Origin of the sequence: Corynebacterium sp. HMSC063A05 (assembly GCF_001809695.1) — a bacterium.
GTDB lineage: Bacteria > Actinomycetota > Actinomycetes > Mycobacteriales > Mycobacteriaceae > Corynebacterium > Corynebacterium amycolatum.
In genome coordinates, this window is record NZ_KV798510.1 from 1 (window position 1) to 25,768 (window position 25,768).

The 25,768-nt window shown below is 58.7% G+C and carries 25 protein-coding genes and 1 pseudogene; 8 read left to right on the plus strand and 18 right to left on the minus strand.

Going from position 1 to position 25,768, the window contains the following annotated elements; translation table 11 throughout:
• The first annotated feature begins 529 nt into the window (after positions 1-529).
• Positions 530-745, plus strand: coding sequence for a hypothetical protein (locus HMPREF2651_RS08810; protein WP_049182083.1), 216 nt, complete (start codon positions 530-532; stop codon positions 743-745).
• Positions 746-1,162: 417 nt separating this feature from the next.
• Complete coding sequence (locus HMPREF2651_RS11250; protein ID WP_371325855.1) at positions 1,163-1,375, plus strand: helix-turn-helix domain-containing protein; 213 nt, start codon at positions 1,163-1,165, stop codon at positions 1,373-1,375.
• A gap of 1,346 nt (positions 1,376-2,721) precedes the next feature.
• Here HMPREF2651_RS11250 and HMPREF2651_RS08825 read toward each other — a convergent pair.
• The 4 genes and pseudogenes from HMPREF2651_RS08825 to HMPREF2651_RS11255 form a co-directional block, all read right to left on the minus strand.
• Entirely contained in the window at positions 2,722-2,961 is a 240-nt protein-coding gene (locus HMPREF2651_RS08825) for a hypothetical protein (protein WP_049182087.1), read from the minus strand.
• A gap of 75 nt (positions 2,962-3,036) precedes the next feature.
• Positions 3,037-3,417, minus strand: coding sequence for a phage portal protein (locus tag HMPREF2651_RS08830; protein ID WP_049182088.1), 381 nt, complete (start codon positions 3,415-3,417; stop codon positions 3,037-3,039).
• On the minus strand, positions 3,414-3,752 hold the full coding sequence (locus HMPREF2651_RS08835) for a hypothetical protein (protein ID WP_141746495.1): 339 nt from the start codon (positions 3,750-3,752) through the stop codon (positions 3,414-3,416). The genes HMPREF2651_RS08830 and HMPREF2651_RS08835 overlap by 4 nt, the downstream gene beginning before the upstream one ends.
• Before the next feature lie 177 nt (positions 3,753-3,929).
• Positions 3,930-4,652 (minus strand): annotated as a pseudogene (locus tag HMPREF2651_RS11255) (Ltp family lipoprotein).
• Between the two features lie 421 nt (positions 4,653-5,073).
• Between HMPREF2651_RS11255 and HMPREF2651_RS08845 the strand changes: the two are divergent.
• From HMPREF2651_RS08845 to HMPREF2651_RS08860, 4 genes are all read left to right on the plus strand, one after another.
• Complete coding sequence (locus HMPREF2651_RS08845) at positions 5,074-6,393, plus strand: NAD(P)-dependent malic enzyme (RefSeq protein WP_049182091.1); 1,320 nt, start codon at positions 5,074-5,076, stop codon at positions 6,391-6,393.
• 219 nt (positions 6,394-6,612) lie between these two features.
• Entirely contained in the window at positions 6,613-7,506 is an 894-nt protein-coding gene (locus HMPREF2651_RS08850; protein WP_049182092.1) for an ABC transporter substrate-binding protein, read from the plus strand.
• 63 nt (positions 7,507-7,569) lie between these two features.
• The gene (locus HMPREF2651_RS08855; protein ID WP_370547264.1) at positions 7,570-8,487 is read left to right on the plus strand and encodes an amino acid ABC transporter permease; all 918 of its coding nucleotides are present in this window, start codon (positions 7,570-7,572) and stop codon (positions 8,485-8,487) included.
• Complete coding sequence (locus HMPREF2651_RS08860; RefSeq protein WP_049182093.1) at positions 8,488-9,261, plus strand: amino acid ABC transporter ATP-binding protein; 774 nt, start codon at positions 8,488-8,490, stop codon at positions 9,259-9,261. It begins immediately after the preceding gene.
• A gap of 49 nt (positions 9,262-9,310) precedes the next feature.
• On the opposite strand, the gene HMPREF2651_RS08865 is transcribed toward HMPREF2651_RS08860, so the two are convergent.
• The 3 genes from HMPREF2651_RS08865 to HMPREF2651_RS08875 form a co-directional block, all read right to left on the minus strand.
• The gene (locus HMPREF2651_RS08865; protein ID WP_049182094.1) at positions 9,311-10,072 is read right to left on the minus strand and encodes a sulfite exporter TauE/SafE family protein; all 762 of its coding nucleotides are present in this window, start codon (positions 10,070-10,072) and stop codon (positions 9,311-9,313) included.
• Positions 10,073-10,168: 96 nt separating this feature from the next.
• The gene (gdhA, locus tag HMPREF2651_RS08870; protein WP_038625701.1) at positions 10,169-11,512 is read right to left on the minus strand and encodes an NADP-specific glutamate dehydrogenase; all 1,344 of its coding nucleotides are present in this window, start codon (positions 11,510-11,512) and stop codon (positions 10,169-10,171) included.
• 255 nt (positions 11,513-11,767) lie between these two features.
• The gene (locus tag HMPREF2651_RS08875) at positions 11,768-12,151 is read right to left on the minus strand and encodes a hypothetical protein (RefSeq protein ID WP_038625702.1); all 384 of its coding nucleotides are present in this window, start codon (positions 12,149-12,151) and stop codon (positions 11,768-11,770) included.
• Positions 12,152-12,262: 111 nt separating this feature from the next.
• On the opposite strand from HMPREF2651_RS08875, the gene HMPREF2651_RS08880 reads away from it, so the two are divergent.
• Positions 12,263-13,612, plus strand: a complete 1,350-nt coding sequence (locus tag HMPREF2651_RS08880) for a DUF4921 family protein (protein WP_038625704.1) — start codon at positions 12,263-12,265, stop codon at positions 13,610-13,612.
• A gap of 46 nt (positions 13,613-13,658) precedes the next feature.
• Positions 13,659-14,936 carry an amidohydrolase gene (locus HMPREF2651_RS08885; RefSeq protein ID WP_049182096.1) on the plus strand — a complete coding sequence of 426 codons (1,278 nt, stop codon included), beginning with the start codon at positions 13,659-13,661 and terminating at the stop codon, positions 14,934-14,936.
• Positions 14,937-15,059: 123 nt separating this feature from the next.
• Here HMPREF2651_RS08885 and pyk read toward each other — a convergent pair whose 3' ends face one another.
• The 11 genes from pyk to priA all read right to left on the minus strand — a co-directional run bounded on the left by pyk (position 15,060) and on the right by priA (position 25,685).
• A complete protein-coding gene (pyk, locus tag HMPREF2651_RS08890; RefSeq protein ID WP_038625706.1) occupies positions 15,060-16,475 on the minus strand; it encodes a pyruvate kinase in 1,416 nt (471 codons plus the stop codon).
• Between the two features lie 33 nt (positions 16,476-16,508).
• Positions 16,509-17,432, minus strand: coding sequence for a prolipoprotein diacylglyceryl transferase (lgt, locus tag HMPREF2651_RS08895; RefSeq protein ID WP_049182097.1), 924 nt, complete (start codon positions 17,430-17,432; stop codon positions 16,509-16,511).
• 7 nt (positions 17,433-17,439) lie between these two features.
• On the minus strand, positions 17,440-18,219 hold the full coding sequence (trpA, locus tag HMPREF2651_RS08900) for a tryptophan synthase subunit alpha (protein WP_049182099.1): 780 nt from the start codon (positions 18,217-18,219) through the stop codon (positions 17,440-17,442).
• Positions 18,220-19,509 (minus strand): tryptophan synthase subunit beta, encoded by a 1,290-nt coding sequence (gene trpB, locus HMPREF2651_RS08905; RefSeq protein WP_080972913.1) that lies wholly within the window; start codon positions 19,507-19,509, stop codon positions 18,220-18,222.
• A gap of 147 nt (positions 19,510-19,656) precedes the next feature.
• A complete protein-coding gene (gene trpC, locus HMPREF2651_RS08910) occupies positions 19,657-20,463 on the minus strand; it encodes an indole-3-glycerol phosphate synthase TrpC (RefSeq protein WP_016422942.1) in 807 nt (268 codons plus the stop codon).
• A gap of 4 nt (positions 20,464-20,467) precedes the next feature.
• Positions 20,468-21,118 carry a TIGR02234 family membrane protein gene (locus HMPREF2651_RS08915; RefSeq protein WP_049182100.1) on the minus strand — a complete coding sequence of 217 codons (651 nt, stop codon included), beginning with the start codon at positions 21,116-21,118 and terminating at the stop codon, positions 20,468-20,470.
• Between the two features lie 7 nt (positions 21,119-21,125).
• Positions 21,126-22,670, minus strand: coding sequence for an anthranilate synthase component I (locus HMPREF2651_RS08920; protein WP_049182102.1), 1,545 nt, complete (start codon positions 22,668-22,670; stop codon positions 21,126-21,128).
• A gap of 110 nt (positions 22,671-22,780) precedes the next feature.
• Positions 22,781-23,179 carry a phosphoribosyl-AMP cyclohydrolase gene (gene hisI, locus HMPREF2651_RS08925; protein ID WP_038625714.1) on the minus strand — a complete coding sequence of 133 codons (399 nt, stop codon included), beginning with the start codon at positions 23,177-23,179 and terminating at the stop codon, positions 22,781-22,783.
• Positions 23,176-23,952 carry an imidazole glycerol phosphate synthase subunit HisF gene (hisF, locus tag HMPREF2651_RS08930; protein ID WP_038625715.1) on the minus strand — a complete coding sequence of 259 codons (777 nt, stop codon included), beginning with the start codon at positions 23,950-23,952 and terminating at the stop codon, positions 23,176-23,178. Before hisF ends, hisI begins: the two co-directional genes overlap by 4 nt.
• A gap of 83 nt (positions 23,953-24,035) precedes the next feature.
• Positions 24,036-24,848, minus strand: coding sequence for an inositol monophosphatase family protein (locus tag HMPREF2651_RS08935; RefSeq protein WP_038625716.1), 813 nt, complete (start codon positions 24,846-24,848; stop codon positions 24,036-24,038).
• A gap of 102 nt (positions 24,849-24,950) precedes the next feature.
• Entirely contained in the window at positions 24,951-25,685 is a 735-nt protein-coding gene (priA, locus tag HMPREF2651_RS08940; RefSeq protein WP_016422946.1) for a bifunctional 1-(5-phosphoribosyl)-5-((5-phosphoribosylamino)methylideneamino)imidazole-4-carboxamide isomerase/phosphoribosylanthranilate isomerase PriA, read from the minus strand.
• Positions 25,686-25,768: the final 83 nt, after the last annotated feature.

A 25,768-nucleotide genomic window follows, 5' to 3' on the forward strand; every position in this document is an offset into this window, starting at 1 on the left:
CCTGACACTTGACAAAAACATAGGGACACCCCCCCAATTGAAACGCCTCGATTTCCACATCGACAACACCACCCCACGAGACGACCCCCCTTTCTGAGTTCACGCGCAGACAGCAATGTCTACTACCCGCGAACGCGCTGCCCTTCAGGCATCCCCTCCCCGGCGAGGTTTGGGCCAACAAAGCGCTTGCACTTCAACGGCAGTCCAACGAGCTAAGCGAGGCGGGAGTCTATTACACTACTGATATACAGTTATATTGCACATGCCATCTGAGCTTTTCCCGTTGCACCAAGCCAACGGCTGTAGATAACTACGTCTCTGTGGGTAAATCTGTGCCAGAGAGAATGCGACCTCCGCTGAATATGTGCAGCCGGACCTGAAGGAATAAGAGCAAGAAAATTCAAGGAACAATGGTCATTCCTTAAGAAAGAACAAGAGTTTTGACTGTTTCTGATTCAGCTTTGGTGTGTCGGAAACTCCGCCAATAGGCATGGGTAGTTGCATAGCTTAGGTCAATTAAATAGGAGTCATGGCACGTCGCAGCAAAGGTGCTCGCACCTCGATTACGTTGCGTGTGCCAATCCGAAATCTACCCCTGCTAGAGGCCGACGTTCGCAAAGCGTTTGGAAATGGAGGGCTGTTTCAGTTCTTAGCTGACAAACTCTGCATCGAGTACGGTCGCCCCGATCTTGTACGCGAATTGCGCATCGCCGATGCTCAGAAGGAGTTGCCCCTGACTAGCTAAAAAGCTCAAAAATTAGACCCTGTTCCCAGCAGGCGTCTAATTCCCACCCCATCATTTAAGAAGAGATCAGCAATGCCTAGCCGCGCCCACAGTACCGCACACCCTTTTCAGGCGCAGCAGCCACGCCTGCATTTTCCCAGCGTGCCCACAAGAGTGCCGGTCCCGCGGACAGTTTTTCGCCCCCGCGTGGGGTTTTTCACCGCTCCGCTCCTCGTCGCGCGGCCAATTTGGCGTGCCCTGAAGGTGCGCCCACGCTTGGAGGCTGCCTCGAGCAACTCCGGGGCATTCCAGCCTGGTCGAAAGCTCGCTATCTCGGTGCAGCCAAAGCCGCCTACGGCTGATCCTATCTGCTTCGATACAGGCCAGTTATATCGTCCGGGGGTGAGTAAAGACTCTGTTGCGCATGTCGCTGAGGCAATGGCGTCACTCGCTGATTTTCGCACGGGCCGCAACTGCTGGCCATCGCTTCGTCGGCTTATGAAGATGACTCGGTGCTCGCGCAGGGTTGTGCAGCGGGCGAGGCGGGTCTTGGAAATCCTTGGACTTGCCAGTCTGGTTGCCCATAATCGCAGGCGCACACTAGTAGAGTCCATCTCCTCGCAGTGTTGCGGAGATTCAAGCCGCGGTTGAACATCAGAGTACACATTAACAATCCCGTGAAGATTACGCGACTGACCTGTGGAGATGTGGATGGTGACACCCCACCCCGTAGGGGACACGACCGAAGGATGGGGAAACTTTATCTCACACACATAGACGTGTGAAGAAAGCTCGATTCCCAGATTTACCAGTCTTCCTGGTTCAACAAATCCACATAAGCGTCAAAGACACCCTTGTCACCATGACCATATTCCATCGCGGAGTTTCCTTCTGCAAGGCTGACGCAGAAGCATTTTGGTCGTAGACCTCTTCAATCAGCTCGGTAGCGGCGATTCCATACTCAGCCGATTCGGATAGACTTGCTGCATTGGTTCCTGAGAAGCGGGGGACATGCGCCATTCGCTCTATTTCATCTAGATAGTTAGCCATCTTCCCACGTCGCCGCTTTCTTCATCTCATTATTAGAAACTGATTTCCAAAATATCCGCGGGTTGTCACTTCTGGAGAACCTTTCTACTCCCTTGCCGGACTTTGGATATGCGCTTGTTGCTTTGACATGACGCGGTTGCATCAACTCTCATCCGCCCCGAACAGTATCCCCATCAATTTCCTTGTATGCGCGCCGACGCATAAAGGACTTCTCGATGAAATCAGGGCTGTCCAAGGTCGCCGCAATCGCATCAGCGATATCCTGATCTGATCCTCACTACGCCGAATGCTTCACCAGATCCGATAGCCGTGGCAACGGCTCGTCATCGAAGTACGGTGCCGAGTTATCCAATTTCCCTTCGCGCTGTGGCAGGAACTGGCGCTGTGCTACGGTAGGAATATTGTCGCGCTTTCCACTGGTCAGCCCCCGTTAAATCACCCGAGACTCTCCTCCACTGAGTCTCAAGCTTCTTATACGCTTGTTCGCCGTACCACGGTTTACCCTCCACAACAGCGAAAACAATTCAATCGCATCCATTGTGATACTTCCGCCCATCTTCACCCCGCGTCACTGTGTCCTCTGCAGAGACGGGGCCATGCGACGCCGACATCGCACAAAACGGGCACGACTCGCGACCAGTGAGCACTCGTGCGAACGCAACCCGACCACGATATGTCTGCTTTGTCCGCGCGCCCCTTACCCTGCGCAGCCATCACAGAATCAGCAACACCATCACGCCCAGCCCAACGCGCATGCCGGGTCAAAGAACGGACAATTCTGACTTTAACCTTTTCAATGACCTTGGGGTGATTAGGCAAAGCGGAAGCAGGTACAGATTGCTTAATCAGCTCTCGAGCGGCGTCATCGACAAGCTCGAGGACGACATTGGTCGGCTTCTCGCCGAACCCAACGGCGCGCGAAACAAATTTTAAGCCGCGTGTGACTCCTACTTTCGCTGAGTTGCAGGTGCGTTTTCTAAACCGCTCTCCGCTACGGATTGCCCCATGGCGGAAATCTCATGCTCATAGTATTCGTCTGGGTAAGTCGGGATAATAGGGTGCAGCACTTTGGTGAGACGATAGGCACTTTCAGCATCAGTAGGTACACCGAATTCGTCGACAGCCTTCTCGTTTTCCGCTTGCAGTCGCTTATCGGTTCGGTAGAGCGCTTCTTTAGAATCCGCCACTATTGCTCACCCACCGCTCTAGGTGACTCCTTGTCGGGGTCGAATAGGCCGCTTCCGCGGCTGGTTTGTGCTTTCCTAGCCCGCCGTCCAACCAGGGATATCCGACCACAACTCGTCTGTTGGTACACCAAGCATGGTGGCGAGTTTGCCGAGACCATCAACCGTCTGAGCAAACGAGCGAGCCGACATTTCCACCCACTTAACCTTAGAGGCGAAGTCCCCGGCTTCCTCTTCATCACCAGCAATATGCGTACACAAGCGCAGCATCTGCTCATGCGACTCACCCAGCGATGTTTGAATCTCAGAAGCCTTACGATCCTTAGAGGTCTCCAACGGCACCAAACCGTCAGCAGAAAGATTGGAAATAGCGTTCGCACCGAGTGACTGTACTGGAACCTGGGCGACTGCAGCGAAGTCACGCACACTCGATTCACGCGCCTTGATGTACTGCGTCAAGTTCGTCTCATCGAACTGACCACCTTAAGGAATGGCCCTGGTGGCGGGTGGGCGAATTTGCCGAGTTTTGGTTCGCGTTCATCGTCGCCGACTTCGCCTGTTGACCACACGCGGCCGGTGAGGATTTGCCACGGATTCAACGGGCGCCCGTCAGGGCCAACGAAGTCATCAACACTCATACCAATCGCATAACGCTGCGGCGCGGAGAAGAACTCACGGTTGACGTCCATGGAAATAAGAGTGCGAACCGTCGCGTCCGCGTACCGACGCAAAGGAGCAGTCACCTCAGACTTGCCGCCACGATCCCCAATACGGGCACGATTGATAAACGGCACAATCTGCACGGTACCGAGGTTGTTGCGCTGACGGTCGACAATCTCCCATGGGGAACCATGACGTTGCCTGCGTTCCTTAACAACCTGGTCTGATAGCCACAGGTCAACGCCAACGACGTCGCCCTCTATGACCTCACGGGTTAGTGCCGCGTCGAATAGTCGGGAGCGGGTGTTCTCTTATAAGTTATCCACCGCGTACTGAGCTTCCTCCGGAGTAAACTGCTCGCCGTATTCCGGAGTCAGCTGCTCGTAAATCGCATCCGGGGACATTGCCATCGAATCCTGGTAAGAGCGCGCCTTTTCCAGTGCATTCTTATTCCAGTCCACTTCAAGGTTGTCCATTGCATACTGGGCAGCCTCCGACGAGAACTTCTCGCCATACTCCGAGGTAAGCTGGTCGTAGATACCTGCCTTCGACATGTGCATCAAATCCGAGTAGCTCTTGGCTTTTCGGAGAGCATTCTTGTACTCGGTAGGGATCTTCTCATCCTACTTCTCCGGCGTCTCCTGATTCTCCCCCAGACCAGCCTCGGGAGACTCAGCGAAATCGGCGTTCTCAACAGCGCCAGAGTCAGTCGCAACGGCAGTATCCGAGTCGAAGAGAGAAGCAGCTTCAGAATCGGAACCCGAATCAGCGTCGCCGCCACCAGTCAAGTTGGCCGCCACAGCTAGGACCACGACAGCACCCGCGGCGATACCGCCCCATTTGAAGCAGCCTCCCTTCTTCTTTTCTTTCGGAGTCGGTGGCACCTGCCCAGCTGCTGACGACCCCTGCGGGTAGGGCTGCTGGCCGAGGGGATCCTGCGGGTTGTGCTGATAGGACTGCTGCCCCAGCGAATCTTGCGGGTTCTGGGCCCCATACGGATCCCGTGGGTTCTGGGGGAAAGTAGAATCGGACATCGTAAAAAGCTTCCTGTGTAGAAGTTGCAATAAACGAACAGCTCTCTGCCGTCAGTTGGAACTATCCCAGGAACCCCGGATTCAACTTTCCGCTATTACACAAATATTTTCGATTCACGAACCATAAGATGACACCGGCAATAAGAACCCCCACCGCCAGCCCCACCACAGCCCCAGCTCCCCAATCTTTAACCCCACCGCACTCCCCAATTCCCGCAGATTTTCCTAAAAGATTTTATTTTCACACCCCATTGTCCATATAATGAGATACCAATCCCGTATAGCAAGACTGGTTTAGTTTTTACGCACACCACTACGTATCTCATTCCAGCGATTGCTCCCGGCTTTACGCACTGCCCACCAGCAGCTCACGCCGCGATCGAGTTTTCTCAAAGTACTCAACACGTTTTGGACTGTCATCATGCCTGCTGCGAATTCTTCCTCTAGCTCCTCCGACCACACTGCGAACGCGAACTCCGCTAAGACGCCGCTTCACGCAGTACCGGAGGACACCGCCCCCACAGATCCGTCGACCATCACAGATGCGGAAATCTTCGAGGCACACCGCGGAGGTAAGCTCCGCTCGCACTCGACCATGAAGCTCGAGACGATTCGCGACCTCTCCATCGGCTATACCCCAGGTGTCGCCCGTGTCTGTGAGGCCATCCACGAAGATCCGGCCCTGGCCCGCACCTACACCTGGACCGGCCAGAACGTCGCAGTGGTGTCCGACGGCACCGCAGTCCTTGGCCTTGGCGACATCGGACCCAAGGCTGCACTGCCAGTTATGGAAGGAAAGGCCCAGCTCTTCGAGCAGTTCGCCGGTATCTCCGCTGTGCCAATCGTCCTGGATACCCTCGACACGGAGGAAATCATCAAGACGGTCAAGGCGCTGGCACCGTCGTTTGGCGGTGTGAACCTCGAAGACATCTCCGCGCCTCGCTGCTTCGAGATTGAGCAGCGTCTCGACCAAGAGCTCGACATACCCATTTTCCACGACGACCAGCACGGCACCGCCATCGTCATCGCAGCCGGCCTAATCAACGCCTGCAAGCTGACCGGCCGCAGCTTCCAGGATCTCCGCGTGGTCATCTCCGGCGCTGGTGCCGCTGGTGTCGCTGCGACGAAGATGCTGCTGTCCGCTGGCGTGTCCGACATCATCGTCGTCGATTCGCGCGGCATCATCCACCCGGACCGCGAGCCGCTGAGCGACATCAAGCAGTGGGTCGCCGGCATGACCAACCCACGCGGCATCACCGGCTCGATCAACGATGCGCTTGTCGATGCTAACGTGTTCATCGGTGTCTCTGCCGGCCGTATCGGCGAAGATGCGATTAGCCAGATGGCCGCTGACCCGATTCTGTTCTCGCTGGCCAATCCGATTCCGGAGATTCCGATGGAAGTCGCACGTAAGTACGGCGCAGTGGTGGCCACTGGCCGCTCGGATCATCCGAACCAGATTAATAATGTGCTGGCCTTCCCGGGTCTGTTCCGTGGCGCACTGGAGGCGGGCGCCAAGCGGATCACCGAGGCCATGAAGCTGGCTGCTACCCAGGCGATTGCAAATGTCGGTGTAGAAGACCTGCGTGCCGACCGCATTATCCCGTCGGCGCTGGATTCGCGCGTCATGCCGGCCGTGGCGAAGGCTGTCCGCGATGCTGCGCTGAGCGACCCGGCCTCCGGCGCGGTCGAGCCGCTCGATGTCACCGGCTCAGGGCTAGCTTCTGCTGACGCAAACTAGAAATCCGGCGATGCTCAGCGTCCCCTTGTAAATCGGGCCTGGATAAGGTTTTGTTCCTTGTCCAGGCCCGAGTCTTGTTCAGTGTTTCGCAGCCAGTACCTGCAGTTCCCCACTCCCAGAAGCCTGAAAAGTGTGCGGTTTTCCTACACCAGCCTGAAGCGCAGCTGAATAGGGGTACCGAATTTAAGGTATTACTGCGCCTAGGTAACATATTCAGATATGAAAAGACCCATCGCATTGGCGGCTGCCACGCTGACTGCGACCTTGTTCTTAGGGCTTACAGGCTGCGTCACCAATGACGAAAGCGGTAACCCCGAGGGCTGGTCAGAAATCAAACCGGCAGCGGTCCCCGAACTGGCGAAACAGGTCCCAGCAGATCTTCGTAAGCGCGAAGTATTGCGCATCGGCACCAACCCAACATTCGCCCCGGCAGAGTTTAAGGATTCCGCCGGTTCCATCATCGGCTTCGACATCGATCTCATCCGAGCCATGGCCAGTGTCTTGGACCTGAAGATTGAAATTCAAGAACAGGATTTCGCACTGATTCTGCCGGCCCTGTCGGCCGGTGCAGTCGATGTTGGCGTATCCGGATTCACCTCAAACGAGGAGCGCCGCAAGACTTACGACTTCGTCGACTATCTGGATACCGGCCTGCAGTGGGCACGTCGCCCGGGCAGCGACGCCAGCTCCGACAACTACTGTGGCAAAACTGTCGCCGTTCAGCGCAATACCGTCGCTGACATGGAGGACCTGCCGGTAAAGAATCAGGATTGTCTGGATCGTGGGTTGCCACCAATTAACAAGTTGGCCTACCAGGATGCTGGTACCGCCGCTACCACCGTGGTGCTGGGGCGTGCTGATGCATTGGCCGCTGACTCACCAGTCAGTGCCTACGCGGTCAATCGCTCCGAGGGCAAACTCGAACTTGCCGGAGATATCTACGATGGTGCCCCGTTCGGCTTCGCTATTCCGAAGGATTCAGAACTCGGCCCAGTGCTGCAGCAGGCACTGCAGTACCTCATCGACAACGGCCAGTACAAGCAAATCCTGACCACATGGGGTTTGGAAGACGGTGCTTTGGAACGCGCCACTATTAACGGAGAGGAACTTTAAGTGAGCGACTCATCTGCGTCTGGCGCCCGCTACGAGGCCACACAGGCGGAACTCAACGAAGAAATTAAGGCCAAACCGCTGCCACACCCGGGGCGCTGGATTACCGCAGCAGTGCTGCTGGTGCTCTTCCTGTGGTTCATCATCGGTGCCGCCCGCAATGAGGCCTACCACTGGGATGTTTACTTCCAGTACCTGTTCGACACACGAATCGCCGCTGCCGCTGGCTGGACCATTGCACTGACAGTCTTGGCCATGCTCATCGGTGTCGTCGGCGGTGCCATCGTCGCAGTGCTCCGCATGTCGGAAAACCCCGTTCTGTCCACAGTTGCTTGGTTCTACCTGTGGGTTTTCCGAGGAACGCCGGTCTACGTGCAGCTGGTCTTTTGGGGTCTCCTCGGCACTATCTACTCGACGATTGACCTGGGCGTTACCGAGGTTGATTTAAGCACCATTCTCTCCAATACCTTCGTGCTGGCATTCGTCGGTCTCGGCTTGAACGAGTCCGCATACATGGCTGAAATTGTCCGTGCCGGCATCCAGGCTGTCCCAGAGGGGCAGACCGAGGCATCGAAAGCATTGGGTATGAGCTGGTGGCAGACCGTCCGCCGCACCATCCTGCCGCAGGCCATGCGCATCATCATCCCGCCGACGGGCAACGAGTTCATTTCCCTGCTGAAGACCACTTCGCTGGTCATCGCAGTGCCGTTCTCGCTGGAACTCTACGGCCGCTCCACGGATATCGCCAATGCTCTATTCCTGCCGGTGCCGATGCTGCTGGTCGCCGCCACTTGGTACTTGGTCATCACATCGATTCTGATGGTCGGCCAGTTCTACCTTGAGCGCTACTTCGCCCGCGGCGCTACCCGTCAGCTCACCGCCCGCCAGCTGGCCGCGCTTGCCGACGCCGAAGGTGTACCGCTTGCAAATGCTCGCGTTGTCGATAAGGACGAAGAGCACTTCTACCGAGAGGATCCGCAGTAAATGACTACCAAAGATTTGATGGTTGAGGCGCAAAGGGTTCGGAAGAACTTCGGCCGTCTCGAGGTCCTCAAGGGCATCGACCTGGAGGTTCCACGCGGTACGGTTACCTGCCTCATTGGCCCTTCGGGCTCCGGCAAGTCCACACTGCTGCGCTGTATCAACCACCTGGAGAAGGTCAATGCAGGCCGTCTCTACGTCGATGGTTCCCTGATTGGCTACCGCGAAAAGAACGGTAGCCTCTACGAAATCTCCTCCGCAGAAGCTGCCCGTCAGCGTCGCGATATTGGCATGGTGTTCCAGAACTTCAACCTGTTCCCGCACCGCACGGTGCTGGGAAATATCACCGAGGCACCAGTGCTGGTAAAGGGTGTCTCCCAGGAGCAGGCTGAAAAGCGTGCCATGGAGCTGCTGGAGACTGTTGGTCTGGCTCACAAGGCCGACGCCTACCCTGTTCAGCTCTCGGGCGGCCAGCAGCAGCGAGTTGCCATTGCTCGTGCACTGGCCATGGAACCGAAGCTAATGCTCTTCGATGAGCCGACTTCCGCTCTTGACCCGGAGCTCGTCGGTGAGGTTCTCAACGTCATGCATGGTCTGGCCGATAAGGGTATGACCATGGTCGTCGTGACGCACGAGATGGGCTTTGCCCGCGAAGTCGCCGACCAGGTTGTGTTCATGGCTGACGGCGTGGTTGTGGAAAAGGGCACCCCGGATGAGGTGCTGGGGAATCCACAGCACGAACGCACCCGCAACTTCCTGTCTTCGCTGTTGAAGTAACAGCCGTTGAAGTAACAGCCAGGGGAGGCTGGCAGGCGGAACAGCAAGCCTAAGCGCCAAAAGTTGCGGAGATTCCGCGAAGCATAGTGACTGCCGCGCCGGTAGTCGCCAGAATGACCGCGAGCTTTCGGGCTTGCACAATGGGCACTCGCCGAGAAACGCGAGTGCCCAAAAATATACCCACCACCATGGCAGCCAGACACAGCGGCCAGAGTATAACCGGCGTGGTGGAGAAGACGGAGACGTCAGCGCTGATTTCCTTGAACAGCAAGGACAATGCGCCGGAGACAAAGAAAAGCGGCTGCAAGGTGGCCGCAAACGTCTGCGCTGGCCAACGAGAGGCCTGCGCGTAAACGGTAATGGCCGGGCCCGCGATGCCGGCCAAGGTATTCATAAAGCCGCCGGCAACGCCAGAGGCAACGGCGTACTGTGGGCCGTCAACACGCATGCGCTGATGCATAAAGGATGTCACCAGCAGCGCAAGCAGCACTAGCCCACCGACCAGAACCTGGAGTGGCCCGCTGGGCGTGTTGTGAACCACCCAGGCGCCTGGCAGCGCCCCAAAAGCCATCACCGGACCAATTAGCCAGAACTTCTTCCAGTCGACGTTTTCTCGCACCGAGATAGTCTGCATGACCGCATTGACGGTGGCGAGCACGTTGATAATCAAAATACCTGCTACTGGGCCTGCAATCAGTGAGAGGACTGGCCCTCCCAGCAGGCCGAGTCCCATGCCAGCTACTCGCTGCATCAGTGCCCCGATGAAAATCGTTGCCACGATAAAGACAAAAGCCCACACTGATAACTCCATGGGAGGGAGTTTACAGCGTGGGCTTTTTGGCTACTCCACGGGCGGGGTCTCCGGGAACCCGTCGTAAAGCGGAGACGTTAGCGGACTCGATGCGAACTAGATGACGCCCTGAGCCAGCATTGCGTTAGCGACCTTCTTAAAACCTGCGATATTGGCACCGAGCACGTAGTTACCCTCGTGATCGTACTCAGCTGCGGTGGTCTCGCAGTTTTTAAAGATGTTGGTCATGATGCGCTTCAGGCGCTCATCGGTGTAGGAGAAGGACCAGGAATCGCGGGTCGCGTTCTGCTGCATCTCCAGAGCGGAGGTAGCAACACCGCCAGCGTTGGCAGCCTTGCCCGGTGCGAAGTGGACACCGTTGGACTTAAAGACCTCGATGGCCTCCGGGGTGGACGGCATGTTTGCGCCCTCGGCAACGAAGCGGCAGCCGTTTTCGACCAGCAGCTTGGCGGACTCGCCACTCAGCTCGTTCTGAGTTGCACACGGCAGTGCAACATCGGCCTTGAGCTCCCAGATGTTGCCACCCTCGTGGAACTCAGCGCCCTCAGCCTCGGCCACGTACTCGGAGACACGAGCACGACGGACTTCCTTGATTTCCTTCAGCAGCTCGACGTCGACACCGTTCGGAGTGGAGACGTAACCGGAGGAGTCAGAGAAACCGATGACGGTAGCGCCGAGCTCCTGAGCCTTCTTAATGGCGTAGATAGCGACGTTACCGGAACCGGAAACGATGACCTTGGCACCGTTGATGTCAGCACCGTTGGCCTTCATCATCTCTTCAGTGAAGTAGACGCAGCCGTAACCGGTGGCCTCGGTGCGGACCAGGGAGCCGCCCCAGGTCAGGCCCTTACCGGTGAGGACACCGGACTCGTGCTGGTTGGCCATACGGCGGTACTGACCGAACAGGTAGCCGATCTCGCGGCCGCCGACGCCGATGTCACCGGCCGGGACATCACGGTACTCGCCGATGTGGCGGTGCAGCTCAGTCATGAACGACTGGCAAAAGCGCATGATCTCCAGCTCAGACTTGCCCTTCGGATCAAAGTCGGAGCCGCCCTTACCGCCGCCGATTGGCAGGCCGGTCAGGGAGTTCTTGAAAATCTGCTCGAAGCCCAGGAACTTGATGATGCCGAGGTTCACACTCGGGTGGAAGCGCAGACCGCCCTTGTACGGGCCCAGCACAGAGTTGAACTGAACGCGGAAGCCACGGTTGACCTGAACCTGGCCCTGGTCATCGACCCACGGCACGCGGAAAATGATCTGGCGCTCCGGCTCACACAGACGCTGAACCAAGCCGTAGTCACCGTAGTGTGGATCCTTTTCCAGGACGACCTTCAGGGACTCCAGAACTTCTGCCACTGCCTGGTGGAACTCCGGCTCACCGGCGTTTCGGGTAAGAATCTGGTCATAGAGTCCCGAAACCTTCTGCTCGATATTCAAAATAAACCTCTCTGCGTAACCATTATGGCGCCCACGAAGAACAACCAGTCCGCGGTTGTAAACCGCTTCTCGGTTGCCGTATCTCGGTGGCACAGGTTGTGTGCACAAGGACTGGGCAACTGTTGATATTGAAGCGGACATAATTATACAACGGCATATTGCTGGGAAAACTCGTAGTGTTTCGCACTACACCCGCTCTCTGAGCCAAGCACCGCCACTGTGACCAGTTACACTTTTCACCGATTAGGTAGGAAATTACCTAAATACGGCAACATTCCAGGGATACGTCGCAACAGATTCGAGTAATTCGTCGAACTCACGCAGCACCGGATCCGGGGGCAATTCTGCACGCGGAGTCAGTAGCTCCGAGAGGTCCATAGCGAGTTCATTGAGAGAACCACCGTGCTGATCGAAGCTCAAGAGATAACGGAATACCTTCCTCTCTCCAAGCGGCTCCTTCGGGTTCTCGCGCTCCCACTGCTCCACCAACTGCGCGTCAGTGTCCGCCGACGCCACCGACACAGCCACATCACTAACTCGCCCGGCGCGGTCAAACTCACTCAACTTAGTACGAAATGCCTCGGCCAGCGCCTCCGATTCGGTCGGCTTCACCAGGCAGTGAAAAACAATCTTCGACATAACTTCACAGGCTAAGCCACGCGAGACGGCCAGACAATAACTAACCGTCGTCAAGCTCCTATCCCCCTACGTTGACGCGCCGACCGCCAGCAAAGACGTAGTGTTGAACCTATGCAGGCTTTCAGCAATCCTCTCATCACGCTTGCCGACGGCACGGTGAAGCAAGTCAATCCTTTTTCCGGTACCCAGGTGTGGACAGTCCCCGGTCGTGGCAATCGGCCGCTGGGAATTAAGCACACGGATCCGCAGCCACTGAGCGAGGAGGATTTTGGTTCCCGCGATTCTTTCGGCTGGAACAATCTGCTGCAAACCCCACCAGAGAAGGCCCGCGTTGTCCTCGATGACTCAGTATTCGGCGGTTACACCACAGTGACCGGAGTACTGCCTGACCAGCTCTTCGACACCACTGCGGAATTCCGCCGCGTGCCCAACCTGTTCGAAATCGTCTCGTATGACTACTGGGCGGACAACTACGGATTCGAGCCCGACCGCGAGACTCAGCAGCGTATGGAGGCCTACCTCGACGACCCGATGGGCCGCGAGCATGTGCTCAACATCATTCGCACGCGCTACCGCGCCGCTGGACGCAGCGAAGAGGAAATCAGCTCGCTTTCCGACGAGGAGTTGCTGCGCCGAGCCCCGAGCTATTTCGCCGGTGGCCACGATGTAATCGTTGCCCGTCGTCACTTTGTGGACGGCGCTACTCACGATAACCAGCTGGCTTCTTCTGGCACGTTGAGCGTTGCCGAGCACCGCGCACTCATTGCGTTTACCGTCGAGTCGATTGCTGACCTGTACCGACGTAACCGCTACGTGCGTTATGTGGCCGCTTTCCAAAACTGGCTGAAGCCGGCAGGCGCGAGCTTCGATCACTTGCACAAGCAGCTTGTGGCCATCGATGAGCACGGCGAGCAGCTCAAGCGCGAAGTGCAAGCGGTGCGCAAGAACCCGAATATCTACAACGAATTCGCAGTGGACTATGCTGCCCGCCACAATCTGATCATCGCGGAAAATGAGCATGCAGTGGCTTTTGCCGGATTCGGACACCGCTACCCCACGCTGGAGATTTTCTCGAAGTCGGACATCTGCGAACCGTGGCTGCAAACCCGCGCTGAAATCGACGCCATGTCGGATCTGATTCACGCCTGTCATGCCGCTGCCGGCCCCACCATTCCATGCAATGAGGAATGGCATCACCGTCCTGTCGATTTGGATGCCCGCATGCCATGGCGGGTGATGATTAAGTGGCGCACCTCGAACTTGGCCGGCTTTGAAGGTGGCACCAAGATTTATCTGAACACCATCTCCCCATGGGATCTGCGCGACCGCGTCGTACCAGAGATGTACCGTCTACGGGAGACCGGGAAGATCTCGGACAGCATTCACATTGCGACCGAGTGCCAGTGCCTGCCGAATTCCCTGAAGTACAACCCGCTTGTCGAGGACGGAACGCGACTGTAGGCCTCTGGGCAGAAAATAGAGAAAGAAGTAAGGAGTCTTAATCCAGGTGAGCAACAATGAAGCACGACTGAGCCGCATTCGCGACCTCATCGCCACCCATCGAGTGCCGTTGGACAGGCAGTGGGAAATCTACCGCTACCTGCACCAGCACCCGGAGCTGTCTCAAGCAGAGGAGAAAACTGCCGCTTATCTGGCCGGTGCTCTTCGCGACATGGGCACTTACACAGTGCATGAGGGAATCGGTGGCCACGGACTGGTTGGTGTCATGGAAAATGGCCCCGGCCCCACTGTGCTGTTCCGCGCTGATATCGATGCGCTTCCAGTTTTCGAGGAAACAGGTGTGGACTTCGCTTCCTCAGCCACCGGTACCGCCCGCGATGGTTCCGCCACCGCCGTCATGCACGCCTGCGGCCATGATATGCACATGACGGCTGGTCTTGGCCTGGCTAGCCTGATGGCAGCGACTAAGTCTGAGTGGTCGGGTACTTTCATTGCCTTGTTCCAGCCCGCCGAGGAACTGGCCTGCGGTGCACAGGCCATGATTGACGACGGCCTGGCAGACCTCATCCCCACCCCAGATGTGTGCTTCGGCCAGCACATTGTTCCCGGCCCCGCAGGTCAGGTAATGACCATGCCCGGCCCGGCACTTGCTGGCTGTGACACCATCAGCATCACGCTGACCGGTCGCTCCGCGCATGGATCTATGCCGCACAACGCCATTGACCCGACGTACTTGGCCGCCGCGATCGTTCTGCGCTTGCAAGGAATTGTGGGGCGCGAGATTCCTCCCCACGAGTTTGGTGTTTTGTCCGTCGGCACGCTGCAGTCTGGCAATTCGAATAACACAATCCCAGGTCAGGCCAAGATTGTGCTGAACATTCGCTACTACTCCAACGAGGTACGCGCCAAGCTCATTGCGGGCATTGAGCGCGTTGTTCGTGGCGAGTGCCTGGCTTCCGGTACTGAGGTTGAACCTGTGATTGACTACTCGGATCACGGCGAAGTCACTGACAATGATTCGGACGCGTTTGCCACGATTCGCCCGGTCTTGGACGCTGTTCTCGGCGAAGACTCCACCGATGCCGTGCCGTGGACGGCGTCGGAGGACTTCTCAGACCTTCCCCGTGGCCTGAACTGCCCGTATGTCTACTGGACAGTTGGCGCCACACCTCGGGATACGTGGGAAGCCGCCGTTGCTGCCGACCGCGTGGTCGAAGACGTACCGTCGAACCACATGCCGACCTTCCTGCCGGACTTCAAGCCAACGGCTACCTCCGCGACTTCTGCCGCCGCTGCCGCCGTGCTGTCCTACCTGGCAAAGTAAAGGTTGTTTGTCGGCCACTTGCCACCGCGCACAGGGACAAAAAGACAGCCCAGGTTGAAAGGCTCTAGCAAAAAGCCGGTAAGCCCCAAAAGGGCTTACCGGCTTTTCAAATGTGCCAAAGAGCTAGCGTGCGTCCTCGCCAATAACGTGGACGTGAATCATGTTGGTATTGCCCTCATTTCCTGGAGGGGTACCAGCAACAACGACCAGCGTGTCACCAGCGTTGTAGTTTTCCATGGTCAAGAGCTGCTCATCGATGACCTGCATGATCTCATCCGTGCTGTTAACCTCGCGCACCAAGAAGGTCTCCGCGCCCCACGTCAGCGCAAGCTGCGAACGAACCTGCTGATTCGGAGTGAATACCAGCAGCGGCAGGCGAGAGTGCAAGCGTGCCACACGGCGAGCGGTATCACCCGAGGTGGTGAAAGCAACCATAGCGCGGGCATTCAAGCGCTCACCAATATCGCGAGCTGCGTAGGAAATAACACCACGCTTAGTGCGCGGCATGTGAGTCAGCGCAGGAACTTCCCCCTCGCGCTCAGCGGCGGTAACGATGCGAGCCATGGTCTTCACCGTGGCCTGCGGGTACTTACCAATTGAGGTCTCACCCGAAAGCATCACGGCATCTGCACCATCGAGCACAGCGTTGGCCACGTCGGAGGCCTCCGCACGAGTCGGGCGCGAATTCGAAATCATGGAGTCGAGCATCTGGGTGGCCACGATGACCGGCTTGGCGTTCTCGCGGGCAATCTGAATAGCGCGCTTCTGAACCAGCGGAACATCTTCCAGCGGCACCTCAACACCGAGGTCGCCACGAGCAACCATCACGGCATCGAAGGCCAGGATAATCGCCTCAAGAGACTCGACTGCCTCTGGCTTCTCCAGCTTGGCGATAATCGGGACACGACGGCCAACCTCATCCATGACCGCATGGACCAGTTCGACGTCGGAAGGCGAACGGACGAAGGACAGCGCAATGAAGTCCACCCCCAGCTTCAGAGCGAAGCGCAGGTCAGCGATATCCTTCTCCGACAGAGCCGGCACCGAGATGTTCATCCCCGGCAGGGAAACACCCTTGTTGTTAGAGACCGGACCGCCCTCGATGACACGGCACACCACATCATTGCCATCTACCTCGATGCACTCCAGGCCCACCTTACCGTCGTCGACAAGCAGGCGATCGCCCGGACGGGCATCATCAGCGAGGTTCTTGTACGTGGTGGAGACGCGGTCGTGCGTGCCTTCGACATCGTCGACGGTGATGCGCACAATCTCGCCGTCAGCCCAATACGTCGAGCCTTCCTTAAAGCGACCGAGGCGAATCTTTGGCCCCTGCAAATCGGCGAGAATACCAACCGCACGTCCCGTAGCATCGGATGCTTCACGCACCCAGTGGTAGTTCTGAGCGTGGTCCTCATGCTCACCGTGAGAGAAATTCAGACGGGCAACATCCATGCCGGCGTTGACCAGCCCGGTAATCCCCTCCAGCGAAGCAACTGCTGGACCGAGGGTACATACAATCTTCGTTCGTCTAAGCACGGCCTCCAGCCTAGTCCCTTAACGGGCTATGCGTCAGTTGGAAACACTGTGAGCTTCAGCAGCCTCGCACTCTCCCCTGACTTCAGCTGCGGTTTCGCGGCTCTTCGCTCGCAGAATCCACAAAGCAATCACAGCGCAGAAGAAGACCACGAGCGACGTGATGTTATTAATACGCACACCGAATATCAGCGTTGCGTCATCGACGCGCATGAGTTCAATGAAGAAACGTCCCAAAGTGTAGGCTGCGACATAGAGTGCAAAGACGCGGCCGCCGCCCATCTTGAACTTTCGGTCCGCCCAGACAATGACCAGACAGGCGAGGACGTTCCACACCATCTCGTAGAGGAACGTCGGATGCACCACGGCCAGCACTTCGCCTGTCGACGTTCCGGTGACAGGGGCAATTCGGCCAAACTCATCAACTCGTTGGTAAATTTCCAGACCCCACGGAAGCGACGTTGGGCCGCCGTAGAGTTCCTGGTTGAACCAATTGCCCAGACGCCCAATGGCCTGACCAAGGATGATTGCGGGTGCGGCCGCGTCAAGAACTGGCGCAAACGGCACCTTCCGCCACTTAGCGACCGCCCACGCGGCCAGCACCCCCAGCGCCACCGCTCCCCAGATACCGAGACCACCATTGGTGATCTTCAGTGCATCGGCGGGATTGGCGCCGGGGCCAAAGTACTTCTCCCAGTCGGTGGCGACGTGGTAGAGACGGCCGCCGATAATGCCCGCAGGAATAACCGCAATGGCAATGTCGAGGACCAACTCCGGGTCTCCACCCCTGGCCGCGTAGCGGCGCTGCATCCAGTAAATGCCGACGAGTACGCCAACCAAGATGGAAATCGCGTAACCGCGCAGTGGTAGCAGCCCTAACTGCCACACCCCCTGCGGCGGAGAGGGAATGTTGGCCAGATACGTCGTTGCAGTCTCAGCGAGAACAAGGGTGGAACTCATAGATGCGCTAGCTCTCTCCTCGTACGCCCGCGGCAAGTTCACGGGCGAGCGTTACCAGGTCATCGGTGCTCTTCATCGCGGCCTTGATCAGTGCCGAGCCAACGATTACGCCATCTGCAAACTCGGCAATCTCCGCGGCCTGTTCCCCATTGGAGACGCCCAAACCGACGCACACCGGTGTATCGGTGACCTCGCGAGTGCGGGCAACCAACTTGCCGGCGGCCGAGTCGACGCTGGCCTGGGCACCTGTGACACCCATGTGGCTGGTGGCGTAAACGAAGCCGGTCGACGCGGTGGCAGTTAGCTGCAGACGCTCATTGGTCGATGACGGGGCCACCAGCATGATGTTGGATAGACCATTGGCCTCTGCCGCACGCTGCCATTGGCCGGCCTCCTCGGGGATAAGATCCGGGATGATGGTGCCACGACCACCAGCGGCGGCCAAGTCCTTGGCGAAACGCTCCGGACCATACTGGAGAATCGGATTCCAGTAGCTCATGACCACACAGGTACCGCCGTACTCGGTGACTTCGCGAACCACGCGCATAATCTCACGGGTGCGGAAGCCCGCATCCAGAGCCACGTTGGCAGCATCCTGAATGGTTGGGCCATCCATCATCGGGTCGGAGAAAGGCAGGCCGACCTCGATGATGTCGGCGCCAGCGTCGACAATCGCCTTGATGTTCTCAATCGACTTATCGGTGGTCGGGAAACCCGCTGGGTAGTAGCCGATGAATGCTGCGCGGTTTTCCTCACGGACCTTGTCAAAGACGTCACTCAGACTCATTTAGGACTCCTCCATCAGATCAAACCACTTAGCAGCGGTGTCGACATCCTTGTCACCGCGACCGGAAACATTGACAATAATCAGCGGCTTACGGCCCAGCTCTTCATTCAGATCATCGCTGATGAGTCGGGCGGCAGCCACCGCGTGTGCGGACTCGATAGCGGGCAGGATGCCCTCCATCCGAGTCAGGTCCTGGAATGCCTGCATCGCCTGGGTATCGGTCACCGGCAGGTAGGACGCGCGTTCAATATCGGCCAGGTACGAGTGCTCCGGGCCCACGCCCGGGTAATCCAGACCCGCGGAAATCGAGTGCGACTCTGTAATCTGACCGTCCTCGTTCTGCATCAGGGCGGCGAAGGAGCCCTGGAACACACCCGGATTACCGGCGGCCGAAATCGGTGCTGCATGGCGACCGGTCTCAACACCGTCACCGCCAGCTTCAGCGCCAATCAGTCGAACCGATTCATCATCGATGAAGTGGTGGAACGCGCCGATCGCATTAGAACCGCCGCCGACACAGGCCACGACAGCGTCGGGAAGCGAGCCGGTTTCCGCAAGGATCTGCTGGCGTGCCTCGGCGCTGATGATGCGCTGGAAGTCGCGCACCATTGTTGGGAACGGGTGCGGGCCGGCTGCAGTGCCGAAGCAGTAGTAGGTGTCATCGGCGTGTGAAACCCAAAAACGCATGGCCTCATTGATTGCGTCCTTGAGAGTCTTCGAGCCAATCTCGACCTCGATAACCTCGGCACCAAGCAGGCGCATGCGGGCGATATTGAGGCGCTGGCGGATTGCGTCGACCTTGCCCATGTAGATACGGCAGTTAAGGCCGAGCAGCGCACAGGCAGTCGCGGTTGCGACACCGTGCTGGCCGGCACCGGTCTCGGCAATAATGTTCTTCTTACCCATGCGCTTAGCAAGCAGAACCTGACCCAAGACGTTATTAATCTTGTGGCTACCGGTGTGATTCAAATCCTCGCGCTTGAGCCAGACGTCAGCGCCGATATCAGCGGAAAACTTCTCCGCGTAGTACAGCGGCGAGGGACGTCCGACATAAGTACGCTGCAGCCGGTCGAGCTCATCGAGAAAATCCTGATCAACGCGGGCCTTCGCGTAGCCATCGGTGACCTCACCGATAACGGCCATCAGCGCCTCCGGCACAAACTGGCCGCCCCACTTACCCCAGTGCCCAATGGCATCTGACTCGTGGTTCGTTGGCTCCGCGATTACCTCACCCATCGTGGGCAGGCGGTCACCGCGGGCATCATGATTCTTGAAATCTTGGTCACTCACAGTTATCTATTGTGGACTATCCCCACCCGTTGCGGGGACATAAGGCCTAAGAAACTGTGGCGTGCCAGCACAACAGGTGTGGCTGGCAACCCAAAGAGGCGCAGTTCGCAGCGCGGTACAGCTGCTTATCGCAACTGCGGTCTATCACTACTCGCTGCGGAGTGTCGGGTGGACACCGGCGGCAACGAGACGTCGGCAAGCCTCACCCGGCTTGCCCGCGGTAACCAGGCCCTCGCCCACCAGTACCGCGTCGGCGCCGTGGGAGGCGTAGTAGCGCAGTTCCTCCGGCCCCTTGACACCGGACTCTGCCACCTTCACAACATGATCCGGCAACATCGGCGCAAGGCGTTCGTACACGGAGAGATCCACGTCGAGGGTCTTTAGATTGCGGGCGTTGATGCCGAGGATCTTGGCACCAGCGGCCTCGGCGCGCTCGACCTCTTCTTCGGTGTGCGCCTCAACCAGAGCGTTCATGCCAAGCGACTCGGTGCGATCCAGCAAGGATTCCAGCGTCGGCTGATCCAAAGCGGAGCACATCAGCAGCACCAGGTCGGCACCGTGTGCGCGGGCCTCATGGACCTGGTACGGAGTGACGATGAAATCCTTGCGCAGCACTGGAATGTTGACCGCGCGGCGCACGGCATCGAGGTCGGCGAGCGAACCGCGGAAGCGGCGCTCCTCAGTCAGACAGGAAATGACAGCCGCGCCACCCTGCTCGTACTCTGCCGCCAAGACCTCCGGCGAAGGGATGTCAGCCAGCTCTCCCTTCGACGGAGAGGCACGCTTGACCTCTGCAATCACCTGCACCCCGGGCTTAGCCAGTGCCGCCACGGCATCAATCGGCGACGGCGCCTTCAGCGAGAGCTCCTTGATTTCACCGTAGGAAATCTTGGCTTCCCGAGCAGCGAGATCTTCCCGCACGCCCTCAATAATCTTGTCCAGAACGTTAGCCACGGCCTTACTCCTTATCCAGATCCGTAGGATCTACACCGGCATCCAAAGCATCCCACAGAACTCGACCCGACTGTGGGTCTTCCTCCAGGTCCTCGGCGATACGCTGACGGCGTACCTCCGGGGTCTCATACGCGCTGGACTTCTGCTTCTTCACAGTACCCGGTCGACGCACCAACAATACCGCCCCGACCAGCGCCAATGCGCAGCACAGCAAGGCCAGGGATGGCCCCATCGCATGCACTTCAATCGCTGAGATCTGCGCCCAGTCTGCCACAGTCACCGCATCACTGGCGCGTTGTGAGGCGCTTCCCGACGTCAACAAATCCAGTGCCCGCTGGGAATCCACCCCGTCTTCTCCGCTGGCAAGCAGAGTCATCGGAGTCCACGACGCCGCAACTGCGAGCAGCGCCGCGAGGCCACCGACGATACGGCGCCCCAGTGAGCCCAAAATGGTGGTGGCAAACAGTGCAGCCACCATTGCCAGCGCAATCGACGTCAACTCTGGAGCCCAGACTGCGCCCACCAAATCTGTGGTCGCTGGACCGGACTTGTCATCAACAGTATCGACCGTCAGCCACGCACTACGGCTGCACAACCACATTCCCGCTGCGGCCACACCAATGAGGCCACCGGAGAGCATCGTTGTCGACTTCATCGAAAACCTAGCTCCTTTCCGCTGGGACTAGTGTCTCAGCTGCCGCGACAGCTCGCAGCACGGCCGCGGCCTTGTTGCGGGTCTCCTCATCCTCTGCCACCGGGTCAGAGTCACTGACAATTCCGCCGCCAGCCTGAACATAGACCGTATCGCCCTTCTTCACACCTGTGCGGATGGCAATTGCCTGATCGGTATTGCCCCGGAAGTCAAAGTATCCAACAGTGCCGCCGTAAACACCCCGACGCGTGTCTTCGAGCTTGTCGATAATGCTCAGCGCGGAAGGCTTCGGCGCACCCGACAGCGTTCCCGCTGGGAAGGTGGCCGCGAACGCGTCGACGGCAGTGGCGTCGCTGGAAAGCTCGCCGGTGACCGTAGAGACCAGATGCATAACGTGACTGTAGCGCTCAATATGACGGAAGTCGTGCACAACAACACTGCCTGGGCGGCAGACACGTCCGAGGTCATTGCGGCCAAGATCAACGAGCATCAAATGCTCACTATTTTCTTTCTCGTCTGCCAGCAAATCAGCTTCCAGCGCATTGTCCTGCTCCACCGTAGCACCACGCGGACGCGTGCCCGCGATGGGGTTGGTGATGACCTCACTGCCCTGGACTGCCACGAGCGACTCTGGGGAGGAACCGACAATTTGGAAAGCAGTACCGGAGAAGTCCTTGGTTGGAACGTTGACCAGGAACATGTAGGGCGACGGATTGGAAACCCGCAGGATGCGGTAGATATCAAAGGCGGAGGCCTGCGTGTCCATCTCGAACCGCTGCGAGAGCACAATCTGGAACGCATCACCGGCGCGGATGTGGTCCTTGCAACGCTCAATACGATCCATGTGGTCCTCGGCGGCGCGCTGGCGACGAATCACCGGCTCTGGGAAGCTAACTTCCGCCGGACGCAGATCAGAGGGCTCCGAAAGCCGCTCCACCATCGCATTGACACGATCACAGGCGGTGTCATACGCCTGATCAATCCGCTCATCCGAGCCGTCCCAGTTGACGGCATTGGAAATCAGCCACAGCACACCCTCGTGGTGGTCAAAAGCAGCCAAATCTTCCACCAGCAGCTGCATGAGCTCCGGAATCTGCAAATCATTGTCAGTGGTATCCGGCAGCTGCGGCTCAATGTAGCGGACAATGTCATGCCCGAAGTAGCCGACGAGACCAGAGGTGAGCTTGGGTACCGAAGCATCGTCGGCAAGCGGGAGTTCCGTGTGCAGCAGCTCCAGCGTGCGACGCAGCGCATCCAGCGGATTTCCGCCCTCTGGCGCGCCCGACGGCGCGTTGCCAATCCAAGTTGCCTCCCCCGCATCATCCACCGTCAGCGCGGCGCGACTGCCGCAACCGATAAACGACCAGCGCGACCACGACTGCCCCACATCGGAGGACTCCAGCAAGAAGGTGCCGGGACGATCGGCTGCGAGCTTGCGGTAGGCCGACAGCGCCGTTTCGCCGTCCGCCAAAACCTTGCGAACCACGGGTACGACCCGATGATGTGCAGCCAGTTCGCGGAAACGCTCACGCGTGGTCATGGTGATACGAGTCATAGCCGCTATTGTGCCACGCACCCCGGATTGCACATCACTTAACCCCGGACTTCACCGGAGTTGGGCGCGCTTGACGACGAAACCCCACCTCGGCAGCCAAGGTTGACCGCCTAGTCCTCGAACACGGGATGCACGTCAAAGCAGCTGTGCGAGCCAGTGTGACATGCGGCGCCGTCCTGCACTACCTGCATCAGCACGGTATCGCCATCACAGTCCAACGCCAGCGATGTCACCGTCTGGAAGTGGCCGCTAGTCAGTCCCTTGATCCAGTACTCCGACCGCGAACGCGACCAGTAGGTGCCGCGCTTGGTGGCGATGGTGTACGCCAGGGCGTGGGAATCCATCCACGCCATCATGAGTACACGGCCTGTAGACTCTTCCTGCACAATAGCGGGAATCAAGCCGTCAGCATTGAACTTGGCGATGTTCGCGATATCTGCTGGGAGCGTGTACTCCCGCGGATCATCTCCTGCACCGTGAGCTGCAGCTCCTGGGGCTAGGTCCGTCACTGACGTACCTCGATTCCTTCACGGGCCATCTCTTCCTTGACCTCAACAATGCTAACCTCGCCGAAGTGGAAAATGGAAGCAGCCAAAACCGCGTTGGCACCGGCGCGCACGGCTGGCGGGAAATGCTCCGCCTTACCCGCACCACCAGAGGCAATCACCGGAACGTCGACGGCAGCGCGGACCTTCTCCAGCAACTCCAGGTCGAAACCATCCTTGGTGCCGTCGCCATCCATGGAGTTCAGCAAAATCTCGCCGACGCCAAGCTCCTCGCCGCGGCGCGCCCACTCGACGGCGTCGATCCCGGCCGAGCGTGAACCACCATGCGTAGTGACCTCGAAGCCCGACGGTTGAGGCGTGCCTCCCTCGGGAACACGGCGGGCATCCACCGACAGGACGACGCACTGTGCGCCGAAACGACGCGACAGCTCGCTGAGCAGTTCCGGACGTGCAATCGCAGCGGTGTTGACACTGACTTTGTCGGCTCCGGCGCGAAGCAGCTGATCGACATCCTCGACGCTGCGCACGCCGCCGCCGACCGTCAGCGGAATGAAGACCTCACTCGCGGTGCGGCGCACCACGTCGAGCATGGTGCCACGGCCATCCTTGGAAGCCGTGACGTCCAGGAATGTCAACTCATCAGCGCCCTCCTCGCCATAGCGGCGGGCCAGCTCGACCGGATCGCCGGCATCGCGGAGATTCTCAAAGTTAACCCCCTTGACGACCCGCCCATTGTTGACATCCAGGCAAGGAATCACGCGTACTGCCAGAGACATAGTTTTTAAGTTCTCCTCGTGTTAGCTCAAAGTTGTGGCTCGACGGTTTGCGCAACCACCCAGCTCGGGGCGTCGCCCAAGTTTTAGCTCCGGAAAGTCTCCGGACGACCCAGTTGGTCAATAATCGACCGCAGCGTGGCATGGACATCTCGAGTTCCCGCTAGCACGCCTACGGAATCATGCCGCCAGGGATTGCCTGCCAAGTCTGTGACCACGCCACCAGCTTCGGAAATCTGCAGTACGCCGGCTGCGTTATCCCATACATGCGGTGAGAAAGTCACCGTGCCGCCGAATGCCCCCATCGCGGTGGAGCCCAAGTCCACTCCGACAGAGCCAGTAATTCGGATCGTCGGATAGCGCTCGCCCACCTTTGACAGCAACAGTTGGCGCCACTTACGTGGGAGTGTGCCGTCGGTACTCGCAATGACGGAGCCGAAGGCAATCGAAACCGGGCGACCGGCCTCGGCATCGATGTTGACGCGACGGCCGTTGACAAATGTGCCGCTACCTTTAGCTGAGGTGATACGACGGCGCAGCAGAGGCATGGAGGTAATGCCGACCACCGGCTCCCCCTCATGCATGAGTGTGAGCAGCATGGCACACAGCGGAAAGCCGTTGGAATAGTTCGTGGTGCCGTCAATCGGATCGATGACCCAGGCGGTATGTTCCTCGGGGACTTTGCCACCGAATTCCTCGCCGTAGACGGGCAGGCCAGAATACTGCGTGAGGAGCTGGCGCAGACGACGCTCAATTTCCAGGTCGGTCTCCGTCGCGAAATCCCCGCGCGGCTTCATGACAACCGGGTCCGCGCCCACCTGCTGCGTGAACAGGCCTTCAACCTCATCGAGCGCCGCTTCAGCAATAGCGAGCATCGCCCGCGGTTCCAGGGCATCCATACTTTCTAAGTCCTTCATCCGCCGTCTCAGCCGGGGTGCCGTTTGCTCGTTAACGCTTTCGCTTGACGACGTCTCCCCGGCCCGGCCACGAAAGTGTTCTCTTTAGCCGCGAGCTACTGCCAGGGCCTCTTCCAGAGTGAAACGCCCTGCGTAGAGCGCCTTACCCACAATTGCGGAGTCAACACCCTCATCGACCAGCGTGGCAATAGCTGCAATGTCGTCCAGGCTGCTGACACCGCCGGAAGCGACGATTGGAGCATCGGTAGCAGCAGCGACCTCGCGCAGCAGTTCCACATTCGGCCCCTGCAGGGTGCCGTCCTTGGAGACGTCAGTCACCACGAAACGGGATGCACCCTGAGCATCCAGGCGCTCCAGCACCTCCCAGAGGTCACCACCGTCGGAGACCCAGCCGCGGCCGCGCAGGCGCCACTGACCCTCTTCGTTGAGGACGTCCAGACCAATGGCCACACGGTCGCCGTAGTTGGCGATAACCTCGCGGCACCACTCCGGGTTCTCCAGTGCGGCGGTGCCAATATTGACGCGGGCGCAGCCAGTTGCCAGCGCAGCTTCGAGCGAAGCGTTGTCACGGATACCGCCGGAGAGCTCCACCTTCACGTCGAGCTTGCCCACAACGTCGGCAAGCAGGTCGTAGTTCGAACCGCGACCGAACGCGGCGTCGAGGTCGACCAAGTGGATCCACTCAGCGCCTGCGTTCTGCCAATTCATGGCAGCTTCCAGCGGTGCACCGTAGGAAGTCTCGGTTCCAGCAGCACCCTGAACAAGGCGCACAGCCTGGCCATCGGCTACGTCTACAGCGGGCAGCAGGGTCAAACTCATGGGGGCTCTACTCTCTTCGACTTTTGGGCGTTGTGGCCATAGTCGCCACGACGCTTGTTGCTAGTTATCTCAGTATAGGTGGT

What these genes read in the sequence shown, in the direction of transcription:
- HMPREF2651_RS08810 (WP_049182083.1), top strand. Translation starts at nt 530, where the DNA reads ATGGCACGTCGCAGCAAAGGTGCTCGCACCTCGATTACGTTGCGTGTG.
- HMPREF2651_RS11250 (WP_371325855.1), top strand. Translation starts at nt 1,163, where the DNA reads ATGGCGTCACTCGCTGATTTTCGCACGGGCCGCAACTGCTGGCCATCG.
- HMPREF2651_RS08845 (WP_049182091.1), top strand. Translation starts at nt 5,074, where the DNA reads ATGCCTGCTGCGAATTCTTCCTCTAGCTCCTCCGACCACACTGCGAAC.
- HMPREF2651_RS08850 (WP_049182092.1), top strand. Translation starts at nt 6,613, where the DNA reads ATGAAAAGACCCATCGCATTGGCGGCTGCCACGCTGACTGCGACCTTG.
- HMPREF2651_RS08860 (WP_049182093.1), top strand. Translation starts at nt 8,488, where the DNA reads ATGACTACCAAAGATTTGATGGTTGAGGCGCAAAGGGTTCGGAAGAAC.
- HMPREF2651_RS08865 (WP_049182094.1), bottom strand. Translation starts at nt 10,072, where the DNA reads ATGGAGTTATCAGTGTGGGCTTTTGTCTTTATCGTGGCAACGATTTTC.
- HMPREF2651_RS08875 (WP_038625702.1), bottom strand. Translation starts at nt 12,151, where the DNA reads ATGTCGAAGATTGTTTTTCACTGCCTGGTGAAGCCGACCGAATCGGAG.
- HMPREF2651_RS08880 (WP_038625704.1), top strand. Translation starts at nt 12,263, where the DNA reads ATGCAGGCTTTCAGCAATCCTCTCATCACGCTTGCCGACGGCACGGTG.
- lgt (WP_049182097.1), bottom strand. Translation starts at nt 17,432, where the DNA reads ATGAGTTCCACCCTTGTTCTCGCTGAGACTGCAACGACGTATCTGGCC.
- trpA (WP_049182099.1), bottom strand. Translation starts at nt 18,219, where the DNA reads ATGAGTCTGAGTGACGTCTTTGACAAGGTCCGTGAGGAAAACCGCGCA.
- HMPREF2651_RS08915 (WP_049182100.1), bottom strand. Translation starts at nt 21,118, where the DNA reads ATGAAGTCGACAACGATGCTCTCCGGTGGCCTCATTGGTGTGGCCGCA.
- HMPREF2651_RS08920 (WP_049182102.1), bottom strand. Translation starts at nt 22,670, where the DNA reads ATGACTCGTATCACCATGACCACGCGTGAGCGTTTCCGCGAACTGGCT.
- hisF (WP_038625715.1), bottom strand. Translation starts at nt 23,952, where the DNA reads ATGTCTCTGGCAGTACGCGTGATTCCTTGCCTGGATGTCAACAATGGG.
- HMPREF2651_RS08935 (WP_038625716.1), bottom strand. Translation starts at nt 24,848, where the DNA reads ATGGATGCCCTGGAACCGCGGGCGATGCTCGCTATTGCTGAAGCGGCG.
- priA (WP_016422946.1), bottom strand. Translation starts at nt 25,685, where the DNA reads ATGAGTTTGACCCTGCTGCCCGCTGTAGACGTAGCCGATGGCCAGGCT.